Origin of the sequence: Streptomyces sp. KPB2 (assembly GCF_003950055.1) — a bacterium.
GTDB classification, from domain to species: Bacteria; Actinomycetota; Actinomycetes; order Streptomycetales; family Streptomycetaceae; genus Streptomyces; species Streptomyces salinarius.
The window spans coordinates 2,880,325-2,893,436 of the sequence record NZ_CP034353.1; the positions used below are offsets into that span (position 1 = coordinate 2,880,325).

Below are 13,112 nucleotides of genomic sequence, written 5' to 3' on the forward strand. Positions count from 1 at the left end.
CCGATCCGCCACTCGTCCTGGGAGGTGCCCGGCTGATTCGTACGACGAATACCCACCCCCTGTGGACAACTTTCGACGCCTTTCCGCGCATCCGGGCATGCTGGCACTCGCCGGCGGCTTCGCGACCGACAGCGGGACCGCACACGGACACCGGAAGACGTACGGGGGACCTGGAATGCATCCGATGGTGAAGCCCGCGCTCAGGCGCGGCTGGCGGGATCGGAACACCGTGCAGTTCGGGATGACACCGGCGCACGCGCTGACGCTGGCGCCGGTGGACACCGCGACGGGCAGCTTCCTGGAACTGCTCAACGGCACCCGCGGCCCGGCGCTCCTGCGCGAGGAGGGGCACCGCATGGACCTGCCGGACGGGCACGTGGACCGGGTGGTGGAGCGGCTGGCGCGGGCCGGTCTCCTCGACGACTCCCGAGGCGGCGGGCCGGCCGCCGACGCCCTGCGGGAGAAGAAGGAGGTTCTCGACCGGCTCCGCCCCGACCTCGCCTCGCTGTCCCTGACCACCTCCGCCCCGGGCGACGCGATGAGACACCTGGCCGCCCGACGCGCTCTGCGGGTGGGCGTGCGGGGCGCGGGACGGGTGGGTGCGGTGCTGGCCGGCCTGCTGTCGGGCTCGGGTGTCGGGGAGATCGACGTGCGCGACAGCGGACGCGTCGAGCCGTGGGACGTCGCTCCGGGCGGCCTGCCCGCCGAGTCGATCGGCGACCGCCGGGACGAGACGGCCCGTCGTGTCGTGCGCCGGGCGGCCCCCGACCGGCCGCCTCGCCGGAGCCCGACGACTCCGCACGAGGAGGCCTCGCCGGGCTTGTCCCTGGTGATCGTCGCCCCGCGCGACGACGTCGCGGTGCACACGCCCGATCCCACCACCGCGGAATCCCTCATGGCCTCCGGCACGCCCCATCTGTACGCAGGAGTCGTGGAGGGGACCGGGGTCGTCGGCCCCCTCGTGCTGCCCGGCGAGACGGGCTGCGCCGGCTGCCTGCACGCCGACCGCACCGACCGGGACCCGGTCTGGCCGCGACTGGTGGCGCAGTGGCGCTCCGGCCGACAGCGCCGGGTCCCTCCCTGCGACCTCACGCTCGCGGCGACCGTCGCCGGGGTGGCGGCGGCTCACGCACTCGCCTTCCTGGACGGCCGGACGCCTTCGAGCATCGGTGCGCGCTGGGAGGTCTCGCTGCCCGCGCTGCACTGGCACGCCCGTCCGGTGCGCGCACACCCCGCGTGCCCCTGCGGGGCGGCCGGAAAAGGTAAGCAGGAACACATCCCCGAGGACGGGGGGTGGCGCGCGACAATGGCTGGGCAAGGGCCGTCAGCGGAAGTACGCCACGAGGCGGAACCGGCGCGGCCGGCTGGGACTTGGAGGGCGCATGTCTGATCTTCCGCGCAAGGCGGTCACCCGGACCGCCAAGCTCGCCGCGCTCCCGCTCGGCTTCGCCGGGCGGGCCACCTGGGGGCTGGGCAAGCGAATCGTGGGCGAGTCCGCGGAGATCGTCGGCCAGCAGCTGCAGCAGCGCACCGCGGAGCAGCTGTTCAAGGTGCTGGGCGAGCTCAAGGGCGGAGCGATGAAGTTCGGGCAGGCCCTGTCCGTCTTCGAGTCGGCGCTGCCCGAGGAGGTCGCGGGCCCCTACCGGGCGGCGCTGACCAAGCTGCAGGAGGCGGCACCGCCGATGCCGACGCGCACGGTGCACGCCGTGCTGACGGAGCGGCTCGGAGAGGACTGGCAGGACCTGTTCCTGGAGTTCGAGGACAAGCCCGCCGCGGCGGCCTCGATCGGCCAGGTGCACCGGGGGGTGTGGCACGACGGCCGCGAGGTGGCGGTCAAGGTGCAGTACCCGGGCGCCGGCGAGGCGCTGCTCTCCGACCTGAACCAGCTCAGCCGCTTCGCCCGCCTGCTCGGCCCGCTGGTCCCCGGCATGGACATCAAGCCGCTGATCACCGAGCTGAAGGACCGGGTCTCGGAGGAGCTCGACTACGACCTGGAGGCCGAGGCCCAGCGGACCCACGCCGAGGTGTTCGCCGACGACCCGGACATCGTGGTGCCGGATGTGGTCCATCAGTGCGACCAGGTGCTCATCACCGAGTGGATCGACGGCATCCCGATGTCGGAGATCATCTCCGACGGCACGCAGGAGCAGCGGGACCGGGCCGGCCAGCTGCTGGCCCACTTCCTCTTCTCCGGGCCCGCGCGCACCGGACTGCTGCACGCCGACCCGCACCCCGGCAACTTCCGTCTGCTGCCCGGCGGGCCCGAGGGCGAGGACGACTGGCGCCTGGGCGTGCTGGACTTCGGCACGGTCGACCGCCTCCCGGGCGGCCTGCCCGAGCCGATCGGCGAGGCCCTGCGCATGACGCTGGACGGCGAGGCGGATGCCGTCTACGAGATGCTCTGCGCGGAGGGGTTCGTCAAGGAGTCGATAGAGCTGGACCCCGACGCCGTTCTCGACTATCTCCTGCCCATCATCGAGCCGGCCCGCGTCGACGCGTTCACCTTCACCCGCGGCTGGATGCGGAGCCAGGCCGCCCGCATCGGTGATCCCCGCTCCCCCGCGTACCAGCTGGCCAAGCAGCTCAACCTGCCGCCGGCCTATCTGCTGATCCACCGGGTGACCTTGAGCACCATCGGGGTGCTGTGTCAGCTGGGGGCGACGGTTCGGCTGCGCGACGAGCTGGAGGAGTGGCTGGTCGGGTTCGTCGCCGAGGACGCGGCCGAAGAAGCGGCCGAGGACGACGCCGGGGAAACCGAAGCCGTGTACGAGGCGGAGGAGGCCGCCGCGGAGGCCTGATCCGCGACGGCGAACGCGCCCCGGGGCTGAACGCGCCGTGGGGGCCGGTCCGTTCGGCCGGACCGGCCCCCACGCGCGAAGCCTCGTCTCCCGTCGGGGGGAGACCATCGCTCCAGGTGTGTCGGTTACTGCATGACCGCCATGGCCAGCGCACGCCGAGCACGCAGCGAGGCGCGCTCCGCCCGGCGCTGCATCCGGCGAGCGGTCGCCAGGCGCAGCGCCCGGCGTTCCCGCTCGGCCTCATGCAGGCGGTCGCGCATATGCGCACGCGCCAGGGCTTCTGGGATGAGTTGCATTTCACGGGTCCTGTTCTGACGCGAGTCCTTCGCGCCGCTGGTGGTGAAGTCTTCAGGCGTGGTGCCTGCGATGTCGTGGGTGGACGGCTTCATCGGGGCCTGCTTCTGGGGGTCGTACGTGAGGGGACGGTCGATCGTTCCTGCGGTGTTCATGCCGAAACCGGGTTCTTGCGCGGGCGACCGCGGGGCCGCTTCCGGGCAACGACGACACCCTGGACGAACAGCTCGCCACCCCAGACGCCCCAGGGCTCACGCCGCTCCTTGGCACCGGCGAGGCAGGCCTCGATCAGCGGGCAGGTGCGGCAGAGGGACTTGGCGTACTCGACGTCCGCCGGCGACTCGGCGAAGAAGACCTCCGGGTCGTAGGAGCGGCAGGGGACGGGCACGCCGAGGTTCTCGATGGCGTCGTCGAGCGCGGTGAGCGCGGTGAGCGGGGTCAAGGTGGAGTCCTCCGTGGAACAGGGCTTGGGGATCGTGTCGGAAGGCGGTACGGACGGGGCGTGCGCTTCGAGTTGCACGGGTGGTCTTCCTCGTCTGTTCGTTCCGGCCGGTTGACCGGGTGGCGGCTTGGTACCGGGTTCTTTTCTTGTCCCGAGGCTCCTTCGTGCTGTCGCCCCCGTTCGGGGACAAACAGAAGGGCCGCGGATCCCGGGTGGGGTTCCGCGGCCCTGAAGGCGCCGGCCTGATCGGCGATCAGGCTGGATCACTCCAGGGTTCTGGCCCACGGAAGGCCCACATCAGGTGGTGCTGCGTCGTCTGCTTCCTGAATCCGGCACCGGTCGCGGTAAAGGCATAGGCCTGCGCCTGTGCCGCTACTGCTGCTTCCAGTGCCTTGGTCGGTCGCTCATTGCGCTCGCGGACAGGAAGGCCCGCGGGGGCAACGGAGGCGGCAGCCGGACGCACGGCACGAATGCCGGACAGACCGGTGCCCGAGTGAGAAGCGCCGAGGATGCACAGGGAGACGGCCGAGCGATCGGTCATTTTGGCGGTGGAGCTGGCGACGAAGCTGCTGTTGATGCTGATCACTGGACTCGCCTCCTCTCGGCGTCTCGGGGGACTGGGACGAACCAGTCCGCGGATATGCAAGTACAACACGGATTCAGGGCCTCCGGGAAGGCCGCTGCTCCCGTGACCAAGAACCTATGGGGATTCCCGGGGCATGCGCAAACTATTTTTTCGACGAGTTCGTATCAGTCGCCCTCGTCAAGCCCCACGCCTTCCTGGCCTGCGCAGATGGCCAGAACGTCGGAGCCGTAGCGGTTGAGCTTGCGCATCCCGACCCCCGGGATCCGGGCCAGCTCCCGCTCGTCCTCCGGGACGGACTCGGCGATCGCCATCAACGTCTTGTCGGTGAAGACGCAGAACGCGGGCTGTCCGCTGCGTTCCGCCTGCACCGCCCGCCACTCGCGCAGCCGCTCGTAGACGCCCTCGTCCATGTCGGACGGACAGCCCTCGCAGCGCATCAGCTTCATCTCCCCGGCGTCGGTGAGCGTGCGCCCGCAGACCCGGCAGCGGGCCGGTGTCCGCCGGGCCCGTCTCGGTGCGGGGGCCGCGGCACCGCCACCGCCGCCGCCCCGGGACCCGTGCTCCACGCCCCCGGCACCTCCGGCGGCCACCCGCCCGCCCGCCGCGCCCGAGCCGGGCCGCAGTCCCTTGAGGAAGCGGCTGGGCCTGCGGTTCGGCCGGCCGCCTGGCGACCGGGCCAGCGCCCAGGACAGGTGCAGGCGCTGCCGGGCGCGGGTGACCCCGACGTAGAGGAGGCGGCGTTCCTCCTCGATCTGCTCGTCGGTCTTTGCGTAGGTGATCGGCATCATGCCCTCGGCGACACCGACCAGGAACACGACGTCCCACTCCAGGCCCTTGGCCGAGTGCAGGGAGGCGAGGGTGACGCCCTGCACCGTCGGGGCGTGCTGGGCGCCCGCCCGTTCGTCGAGTTCCACGACGAGGTCGCTCAGCGTGGCTCCCGCTCTGGCGGCGGCGAAGTCCTGGGCCAGGCCGACCAGGGCGGCCAGCGATTCCCAGCGCTCCCGGACGGCCCCCGACCCGGCCGGGGGCTCGGTCGTCCAGCCCTCCCCGGACAGCACCGCGCGTACCTGCGAGGGCAGGTCGACGGCGTCGTCGAGGAGGGAGTCGTTGCCGCCGAAGCGGGCCGCGGCCCGCAGGGCGCTGCCGGCCTTGCGCACCTCGGGCCGGTCGAAGAAGCGCTCCGCGCCCCGCAGCTGGTAGGGGACCCCGGCGTCGGCGAGCGCCTGCTCATAGGTCTCGGACTGGGAATTGGTGCGGAACAGCACCGCGATCTCGGCGGCCGGGACGCCCGAGTCGAGCAGCTCCCGGATGCGGCGGGCGGCGCCCTCGGCCTCGGCCGGTTCGTCGGCGTACTCGGTGTAGACGGGCTCGGGGCCCGCGGGGCGCTGGGAGACCAGCTCCAGACGATGATCGGCGGCCCGGCCCCGGGCCTGGGCGAGCAGGCCGTTGGCGAGGTGGACGACCTGGGGGGTGGACCGGTAGTCGCGGACCAGCTTGACGACGGTGGCGCCGGGGTGACGGACCCGGAAGTCGAGCAGGTGGTCGGGGGTTGCTCCCGTGAACGAATAGATCGTCTGGCTGGCGTCGCCGACCACGCACAGGTCGTCCCGGTCCCCGAGCCACAGCTCCAGCAGCCGCTGCTGGAGGGGGCTGACGTCCTGGTACTCGTCGACGACGAAGTGCTGGTACTGGGCGCGGACCTGCTCGGCGACGTCGTGCCGGTCCTGGAGCACGGCCACCGTCAGCAGCAGCACGTCCTCGAAGTCGATGACGGAGCGCGTGCGCTTGAGGTCCTCGTAGGCGGCGTACAGCTGCGCGATCTCCGACGGGTCGCGGGGACTCTCGCGGCCGACCTTGGCCGCCGCCGGGGCGTAGTCGGCGGGGACGGTCTGGGTCACCTTGGCCCATTCGATCTCCGCGGTGGCGTCGCGCAGCTCACCCCGGTCGAGGCGGAGGCGGCAGGCGGCGGCGGCGTCGGCGACGAGCTGGATCTTGCGGTCGACGAGCCGGGGCAGCGAACCACCGATCGCTTTCGGCCAGAAGTACTGGAGCTGCCGCAGTGCCGCCGAGTGGAAGGTGCGGGCCTGCACACCGGACGCGCCGAGCTGGCGCAGCCGGCCGCGCATCTCCCCGGCGGCTCGGTTGGTGAAGGTGACGGCGAGCACGCTGGAGGGGTGGAGGATCCCGGCGCGGACCCCGTAGGCGATGCGGTGGGTGATCGCCCGGGTCTTGCCCGTACCGGCTCCCGCCAGCACGCACACCGGGCCGCGCAGGGCGGTCGCCACCTCGCGCTGCTCGGGGTCGAGCCCTTCGAGCACCGCGTCGGCCGAGTCCGGTACCTGCGGGAAGAGGGTGGAGTGCGTTGCTGCTGTCACACCGCCATGCTGCCAGGTCTCGCGGGACGGGTGAGTCGGTTGTCCACAGGCACGCACCGATAGTCGTACCGATGCGGCAGACGTCACGCGGCATGCACGAGGCGGGAATGGTGGCGCCGCCGCGGATGTTCTCCTGCTGCGACCTCATCCCGAGCCGCCGCTTCCCGAGCCGCCGAAGGAGCACGAGAGACATGTCGGGCACTGTGACGATGTACAGCACCACGTGGTGCGGCTACTGCCGTCGACTGAAGAGCCAGATGGACCGCGAGGGCATCGCGTACACCGAGGTCAACATCGAGCAGGACCCGGAGTCGGCCGCGTTCGTGGAGAAGGCGAATGACGGAAACCAGACGGTGCCGACCGTGCTCTTCCCCGACGGCTCGACGCTGACGAACCCGTCGCTGGCTCAGGTGAAGCAGAAGATCGGCGCGTAGCCCGGTAGGCCACGGCCCTGTCGGCCACGGCTCTGTCGGCCACGGCCCGGTCGGCCGCGGTACTCGCAGAAGGGCGGCCCTCCCCTCGACGGGAGGGCCGCCCTTTGTGCTGCCGGGTTCAGAAGGCGCCACGTGTCGGCAGCGGCTTGCCGTACCAGAGCTCGATGAGGCGGGCCGCGATCGAGATGCCGTAGGGCGGCAGCACCTCGCCGGACTCGAAGGCGGCGCCCAGCTCGTCGCGGGAGAACCAGCGGGCCTCGTGGATCTCGTCGCCGTCGACGTCGATCTCGGTCGAGGTGGCGTGGGCCATGAAGCCCAGCATCAGGCTGGACGGGAAGGGCCACGGCTGGCTCGCGACGTACTCGACCGGGCCGACGGTGACGCCGACCTCCTCCTGGACCTCGCGGCGCACCGACTGCTCGATGGACTCCCCGGGCTCCACGAACCCGGCGAGGGTCGAGAAGCGGCCCTCGGGCCAGTGCACCTGGCGGCCGAGCAGGATGCGGTCCTCGCCGTCCGTGACGGCCATGATCACCGCGGGGTCGGTGCGCGGGTAGTGCTCGGCGCCGCAGGCGGGGCAACGGCGGATGTGGCCGGCCGCGGCGATGACGGTGCGCTCGCCGCAGCGGGAGCAGAACCGGTGCAGGCGCTGCCAGTTCTCCAGGGCGACCGCGTGGGCCATCAGTCCGGCGTCGCGGTCCGACAGGAGCAGGCCGGCCTCGCGCAGGCCCGCGGGGCGGGCGGACTGGTCCATGCGGCCGGGCAGGGAGTCCTTCTGGAGGGCGAAGTAGCTGGTCCCGTCCTCGTCGGTACCGAGGAAGTACCGGTGCGCCTCGGTGAGCGGGGCCTCGAAGGAGGGGGTCATGACGAGTTCGGTGGCCCCGTCGGGCGTCTCGTCGATGAGGACCTGGCCGCCGGAGACCACGAAACAGCGCGTCGAGGGGTGGCTCCACGCCGCCGCGAGCCAGGCCTCGTCGAGGCGGTGGTGGGCGGCGCGGTCGATGCCGCTCGGGGCGGTGAGCGAGATGGGACGGTCGGCGGTGTGGTCGGTCCAGGTGGTCACGAGTGGTTCCAACTCCCCCGGTGAGCGGTTCGGTTCGACAGGCGGTTCAGCGGTTGGTACGGCGGGTGGTGACCGGGTCCGGGACGGCTCGGCGGTGCGCGGCGGCCTTTCCAGTGTGCCGCGCGCGCTGCCGGCCGGGTCCCGGACCGTGCGCGGTGCTCAGGGCGCGTGACGCCAGTACTCCGCCAGGTCGCCCCAGAGGTGGGCGGAGGTTTCGACGCCCTTGAGGAGCAGGTCCAGCTCCACCTTCTCGTCGGGGGCGTGCCAGCCGTCGGACGGGACGGAGATGCCGAGGAACAGCACCGGGGCGCCGAGGACCTCCTGGAGGTCGGCGGCCGGTCCGGAGCCGCCCTCGCGGGTGAAGCGGACCGGTGTGTCGAAGGCCCGGCCCATCGCGCGGACCACGGACCGCAGAGCCGGGTGGTCCAGCGGCGTCAGACACGGGCGGGTGGCCGAGCCGAAGGTGATCTCGCAGCGGATGCCGACGGGCACCTGCTCGGCGGCCCAGGCGCGGACGGCCTTCTCCACGTGGTCCGGGTCCTGGCCGGCGACGAGGCGGAAGGAGAGCTTCACCATGGCGGACGACGGGATGATCGTCTTGCTGCCGGGGCCCTGGTAACCGCCGCCGATGCCGTTGACCTCGGCGGTGGGGCGGGCCCAGATGCGCTCCAGGGTGGTGTGTCCGGCCTCGCCCCGGGCGGCGTACGACTTGGCCGTGCGCAGCCACTGTTGTTCGTCGAAGGGCAGCTCGGCGAAGAGTTCGCGTTCGCGGTCGGTGAGTTCGATCACGCCGTCGTAGAAGCCCGGGATCGCCACGCGCGCGTGCTCGTCGTGCAGGGCGGCCACGAGACGGGCGACCGCGGTGGCGGGGTTGGGGACCGCGCCGCCGAAGGAGCCCGAGTGGATGTCCTGGTCGGGGCCGTGCAGCCGGATCTCGCACTCGGCGAGCCCCCGCATGCCGGTGCAGACCGTGGGGGTGTCCTCGGACCACATGCCGGTGTCGGAGACGATCACCGCGTCGGCGGTGAGCCGCTCGGCGCGTTCCTCGACGAGGGCGCGGAAGTGCGGGGAGCCGGATTCCTCCTCGCCCTCGATCAGCAGCTTGAGGTTCACCGCGGGGGCGGTGCGGCCGGTGGCGGCGAGGTGGGCGCGGACGCCGAGTGTGTGGAAGAACACCTGCCCCTTGTCGTCGGCCGCCCCGCGCGCGTAGAGACGGTTCTCGCGGACGACGGGCTCGAAGGGCTCGCTGTGCCAGCCGTCCTCGCGGGCGGCGGGCTGTACGTCGTGGTGGCCGTAGACGAGGACCGTCGGCGCCTGCGGGTCCCCGGAGGGCCACTCGGCGAAGACCGCGGGGGCGCCGGGGGTGGGCCAGACCTCGGCGGTCGGGAAGCCGGTCTCCTTCAGTTTGGCGGCGAGCCAGTCGGCGCTGCGGCGTACGTCGGTCGCGTGGTCGGGCTGCGCCGACACGGACGGAATCCGCAGCCAGTCGACGAGGTCGTCGAGGAAGGCGGCGCGGTGCTGTTCGATGTACGTGCGGACAGCGCTGACAGCATTGTCAACGGGGTGGCTCATGCTTACGAGCCTATCGGCCCGCGCGGACACCCCGATCGTGCGGTTCGTCACCGACCGGCTCGGCCAGCAGCAGCTTCTCGAGCGCCGGGCGGTCGGGCAGTCCCCCGGGCCGTACGACCTCGCCGGTGCGCACGTACAGGAAGGCGGCCGTCACCGAGGTGGGCGGCACGCCCTGCTGCTCGGCCCAGGCGATGCGGTAGAGCGCGAGCTGGAGCGGGTCGGCGGTGGCGGCGCGGTTCGTCTTCCAGTCGACGATCTCGTACGTCGCGGACTCCCCGTCGCCCTCCTTGTAGACGGCGTCGATGCGGCCGCGAACGACCCGGCCGGCCAGCGAGAGCTGGAAGGGAGCCTCGACGCGGAACGGTGTGCGGCGGGCGTACTCGGTGCGTTCGAAGGCGTCCTTCAGGAACTCCAGGTCCTGTTCGTCGGCGATCTCGGCGTCGGCGCCCGGCAGCTCCTCCGGTTCCAGCAGGGGCAGCTTCAGTGCTTCGAACCGGGCCTCCACCCAGGCGTGGAAACGGGTGCCGCGACGGGCCGCGGGCTGGGGCGGGCGGGGCATGGGCCGGGCCAGCTCCTGCGCGAACCCGTCCGGGTCGGCGGCCAGGCTCAGCAGCTGGGAGGCGGTCAGCGAGGCCGGAAGGGGCACCTCGGTGACGCTCTCGCGGGCGCGCAGGAGCTCGCCGGTGAGCGCGTCGAGGTCGCGGTCCCAGGAGGCGACGGTACGGGCCTCCTCCGGGGTGAGGCGCGCGGGGGCGTCGCCCCGGGGCGGCTCGGGGGGCGTCGCCTGGTGCGGGACGGTGGGGCGGTCCTTGCGGGCGGCGGGGCGGTCCGGGGCGGTGGGGCCGTCTTTCCGGGCGGCCGTACGGTCCTGGGCGGCGGGGCGGTCCGTGGTCCAGGTGTCCCAGTCGGCGGGGTCGCCCGCCCAGTCGGGATCCGCTTCCTCCGGGGGCGGCGCGTCGTCGTCCGGGGGCGGCGGCCAGTCCGGGTCGTCGTAGGTGTCGGGGGCCTCGGGAGGACCCTCTTGCCGGGTGGCGAGGGCGTCCAGGTGGGCGAGGACCGTCTCCGCGGCGGCCCGGCGCCGGGCGAGTGCCTCGTCGTCCAGGGGCAGGGGCCAGACCTCGTCGGCGATCGCCCGGTGCAGGGCCGGGTTCTCCTCGTCCTCGGCCGGTTCGTCCGCCCAGGCCTCGATCTCGCCGTGTCCGGCGGCGCAGTGCTCGTACAGGGCCGTGAGGAAGTCGGACGGTCCGCGGGGCTTCTTCTGGCTGGGTCCCCACCAGTGGCCGGAGCCGAGGAGCAGGGAGCGGGGGCGGGTGAAGGTGACGTAGCCGAGGCGGAGCTCCTCGGTGTGCTGGTGGTCCTTCATGGCCTCGTGGAAGGCCTTCAGTCCGCGGGAGTCCCAGGAGGCGACGTCGGGCAGGGTCTCGGCGTCGCCGCGCAGGCCGTGCGGCAGCACCTTGCTCTGGGCGGTCCACTTCTCGCGGCCCTGACCGCTGGGGAAGGTGCCGGTGACGAGCCCGGGCACGGCGACCACGTCCCACTCCAGGCCCTTGGACTTGTGCGCGGTGAGCACCTTGACGGTGTTCTCCCCGCCGGGCAGCGCGTTGTCCAGGCCCTTCTCGTACTGCGCCGCGGTGCGCAGGAAGCCCAGGAAGGCGAGCAGGGTGGCCTCGTTGTCGCTCGCGGCGAAGGAGGCGGCGACGTCCAGGAAGTTGGACAGGGTCTCGCGGCGGCGGGCGGCCAGGGCGTGCGGGGAGGCCGACAGCTCCACCTCGAGACCGGTGACGGCGAGGACACGGTGCAGGACGTCCATGAGCGGGTCGGACAGGGCCCGGCGCAGCTCGCGCAGCTCGGTGGCCAGCCGCGCGAACCGCACGCGCGCGTCCGGTGAGAAGGGCAGCCCGTCGTCGTCCCCGGTGCCGTCCAGCGGCGTCTCCAGGAAGGTGTCGAGGGCGTCCGCGAGCGATATCACCTCGGACGGGTCGACTCCCTCGACGGCCTCCGCGAGCCGCCGGTCGGGGTCGTCGTCGCCCGCCACGCGCGCGTGGCTCACGAGCAGCCGGGCGCGGCGGCCCAGGAGGGCGAGGTCGCGCGGGCCGATGCGCCAGCGCGGGCCGGAGAGCAGCCGGACCAGGGAGGCGTTGGCGCCCGGGTCCTGGAGGACCTCGCAGACGGCGACCAGGTCGGCGACCTCGGGCAGGTGCAGCAGCCCGGACAGGCCGACGACCTCGACGGGGACGTCGCGCGCGACCAGTGCGCCCTGGATCTCGGCGAAGTCGGTCGCGGTGCGGCACAGGACGGCGATCTCGCCGGGCGCGGTGCCGGTGCGCACGAGGTGGGCGACGGAGTCGGCGATCCAGTCGATCTCCTCCGCGTGGGTGCGCAGCAGGGCGCAGCGGACCGTGCCGTCGCGTTCGGCGCCCGGGGCGGGTCGCAGGGCCTCCACGCCCGCGTGCATGGCGCGCAGGGGCTCGGCGAGGCCGTTGGCGAGGTCGAGGAGGCGGCCGCCGCTGCGGCGGTTCTCGCTGAGCGCCTGCCGGGCCGCGGGCCGTCCGTCGGCGTGGGCGAAGTGTTCGGGAAAGTCGTCGAGGTTGGCGACGGAGGCGCCGCGCCAGCCGTAGATCGCCTGACAGGGGTCGCCCACGGCGGTCACGGGATGGCCGGTGCCGCCGCCGAAGAGGCCCGCCAGGAGGATCCGCTGGGCCACCGAGGTGTCCTGGTACTCGTCGAGCAGCACCACCCGGTACTCGTCGCGCAGGACGCGGCCCACCTCGGGGAGCCCGGCGAGCCGCGCGGACAGGGCGATCTGGTCGCCGAAGTCCAGCAGGTCCTGCCGGCGTTTGGCGGCCCGGTAGCGGATCACCAGGTCGGCCAGTGCGCGGCGGGCGGCGGCGGCCTCGGGGACCTTGCGCAGGTCGGCGTTGCTGAGCCGGATGCCCGCCAGGGTGTCCAGGAGGCCGGCGTCCCAGGCGAGCAGGTCCTCGGGGCGTACCAGGTGCTCGGCGAGTTCGGCGTCGAGGGCGAGGAGGTCGCTGACCAGGTCGGCGAAGGACCGGGTGAGCGCAGGATAGGGCCCGGGGGCCTCGCGCAGGACCCTCGCGGCGAGCTGGTAACGGGTGGCGTCGGCGAGCAGGCGGGAGGTCGGCTCCAGGCCGAGGCGCAGGCCGTGGTCGGTGAGGAGGCGACCGGCGAAGGCGTGGTACGTCGAGATCGCCGGCTCGCCCGGCGGGTGGTCCGGGTCGATCGCGTCCGGATCGGTCACGCCGGCCCGGATCAGTGCCTTGCGGACGCGTTCGGCGAGTTCACCGGCCGCCTTGTTGGTGAAGGTGAGGCCGAGGACCTGTTCCGGGGCGACCTGGCCGGTGCCGACCAGCCAGACCACGCGTGCCGCCATCACCGTCGTCTTGCCCGATCCGGCTCCGGCCACGATCACCTGCGGGGCGGGCGGCGCGACGATGCAGGCCGTCTGCTCCGGGGTGAAGGGGATGCCGAGGAGCTCCTTGAGCTGCTCGGGATCGGTGAGGTGGGCGGGCACGTCACAGAGGCTAGCG

General features: G+C 72.9%; 10 protein-coding genes. 3 read left to right on the forward strand and 7 right to left on the reverse strand.

The window, feature by feature from the left end:
• Window positions 1-175 precede the first annotated feature (175 nt).
• On the forward strand, window positions 176-1,390 hold the full coding sequence (locus D1J63_RS12425; protein WP_164712818.1) for a TOMM precursor leader peptide-binding protein: 1,215 nt from the start codon (window positions 176-178) through the stop codon (window positions 1,388-1,390).
• Window positions 1,383-2,798, forward strand: coding sequence for an AarF/ABC1/UbiB kinase family protein (locus tag D1J63_RS12430; protein ID WP_125628931.1), 1,416 nt, complete (start codon window positions 1,383-1,385; stop codon window positions 2,796-2,798). Before D1J63_RS12425 ends, D1J63_RS12430 begins: the two co-directional genes overlap by 8 nt.
• Window positions 2,799-2,923: 125 nt before the next feature.
• On the opposite strand, the gene D1J63_RS12435 is transcribed toward D1J63_RS12430, so the two are convergent.
• The 4 genes from D1J63_RS12435 to D1J63_RS12450 all read right to left on the reverse strand — a co-directional run bounded on the left by D1J63_RS12435 (window position 2,924) and on the right by D1J63_RS12450 (window position 6,495).
• Window positions 2,924-3,247 (reverse strand): hypothetical protein, encoded by a 324-nt coding sequence (locus D1J63_RS12435; protein ID WP_102930963.1) that lies wholly within the window; start codon window positions 3,245-3,247, stop codon window positions 2,924-2,926.
• Window positions 3,244-3,612, reverse strand: coding sequence for a WhiB family transcriptional regulator (locus D1J63_RS12440; RefSeq protein WP_003973786.1), 369 nt, complete (start codon window positions 3,610-3,612; stop codon window positions 3,244-3,246). The genes D1J63_RS12435 and D1J63_RS12440 overlap by 4 nt, the downstream gene beginning before the upstream one ends.
• Window positions 3,613-3,787: 175 nt before the next feature.
• Window positions 3,788-4,120 (reverse strand): hypothetical protein, encoded by a 333-nt coding sequence (locus D1J63_RS12445; RefSeq protein WP_164414686.1) that lies wholly within the window; start codon window positions 4,118-4,120, stop codon window positions 3,788-3,790.
• Window positions 4,121-4,284: 164 nt separating this feature from the next.
• Window positions 4,285-6,495, reverse strand: a complete 2,211-nt coding sequence (locus D1J63_RS12450) for an ATP-dependent DNA helicase UvrD2 (protein WP_125628932.1) — start codon at window positions 6,493-6,495, stop codon at window positions 4,285-4,287.
• 191 nt (window positions 6,496-6,686) lie between these two features.
• Between D1J63_RS12450 and D1J63_RS12455 the strand changes: the two genes are divergently transcribed.
• Entirely contained in the window at window positions 6,687-6,929 is a 243-nt protein-coding gene (locus D1J63_RS12455; RefSeq protein WP_102927783.1) for a mycoredoxin, read from the forward strand.
• A gap of 118 nt (window positions 6,930-7,047) precedes the next feature.
• Here the strand turns inward: D1J63_RS12455 and nudC are convergent, their stop codons facing one another.
• The 3 genes from nudC to D1J63_RS12470 all read right to left on the reverse strand — a co-directional run bounded on the left by nudC (window position 7,048) and on the right by D1J63_RS12470 (window position 13,096).
• A complete protein-coding gene (gene nudC / locus D1J63_RS12460) occupies window positions 7,048-7,992 on the reverse strand; it encodes an NAD(+) diphosphatase (protein WP_125628933.1) in 945 nt (314 codons plus the stop codon).
• 159 nt (window positions 7,993-8,151) lie between these two features.
• Window positions 8,152-9,564 (reverse strand): dipeptidase, encoded by a 1,413-nt coding sequence (locus D1J63_RS12465; RefSeq protein WP_125628934.1) that lies wholly within the window; start codon window positions 9,562-9,564, stop codon window positions 8,152-8,154.
• A 10-nt stretch (window positions 9,565-9,574) separates the two neighbouring features.
• The gene (locus D1J63_RS12470; protein WP_164712819.1) at window positions 9,575-13,096 is read right to left on the reverse strand and encodes an ATP-dependent DNA helicase; all 3,522 of its coding nucleotides are present in this window, start codon (window positions 13,094-13,096) and stop codon (window positions 9,575-9,577) included.
• Between the last annotated feature and the right edge of the window lie 16 nt (window positions 13,097-13,112).

Bases quoted from the DNA above. Each gene is read 5' to 3' on its own strand.
- D1J63_RS12430 (WP_125628931.1), top strand. From the start codon at position 1,383: ATGTCTGATCTTCCGCGCAAGGCGGTCACCCGGACCGCCAAGCTCGCC.
- D1J63_RS12435 (WP_102930963.1), bottom strand. From the start codon at position 3,247: ATGAACACCGCAGGAACGATCGACCGTCCCCTCACGTACGACCCCCAG.
- D1J63_RS12425 (WP_164712818.1), top strand. From the start codon at position 176: ATGCATCCGATGGTGAAGCCCGCGCTCAGGCGCGGCTGGCGGGATCGG.
- D1J63_RS12455 (WP_102927783.1), top strand. From the start codon at position 6,687: ATGTCGGGCACTGTGACGATGTACAGCACCACGTGGTGCGGCTACTGC.
- D1J63_RS12465 (WP_125628934.1), bottom strand. From the start codon at position 9,564: ATGAGCCACCCCGTTGACAATGCTGTCAGCGCTGTCCGCACGTACATC.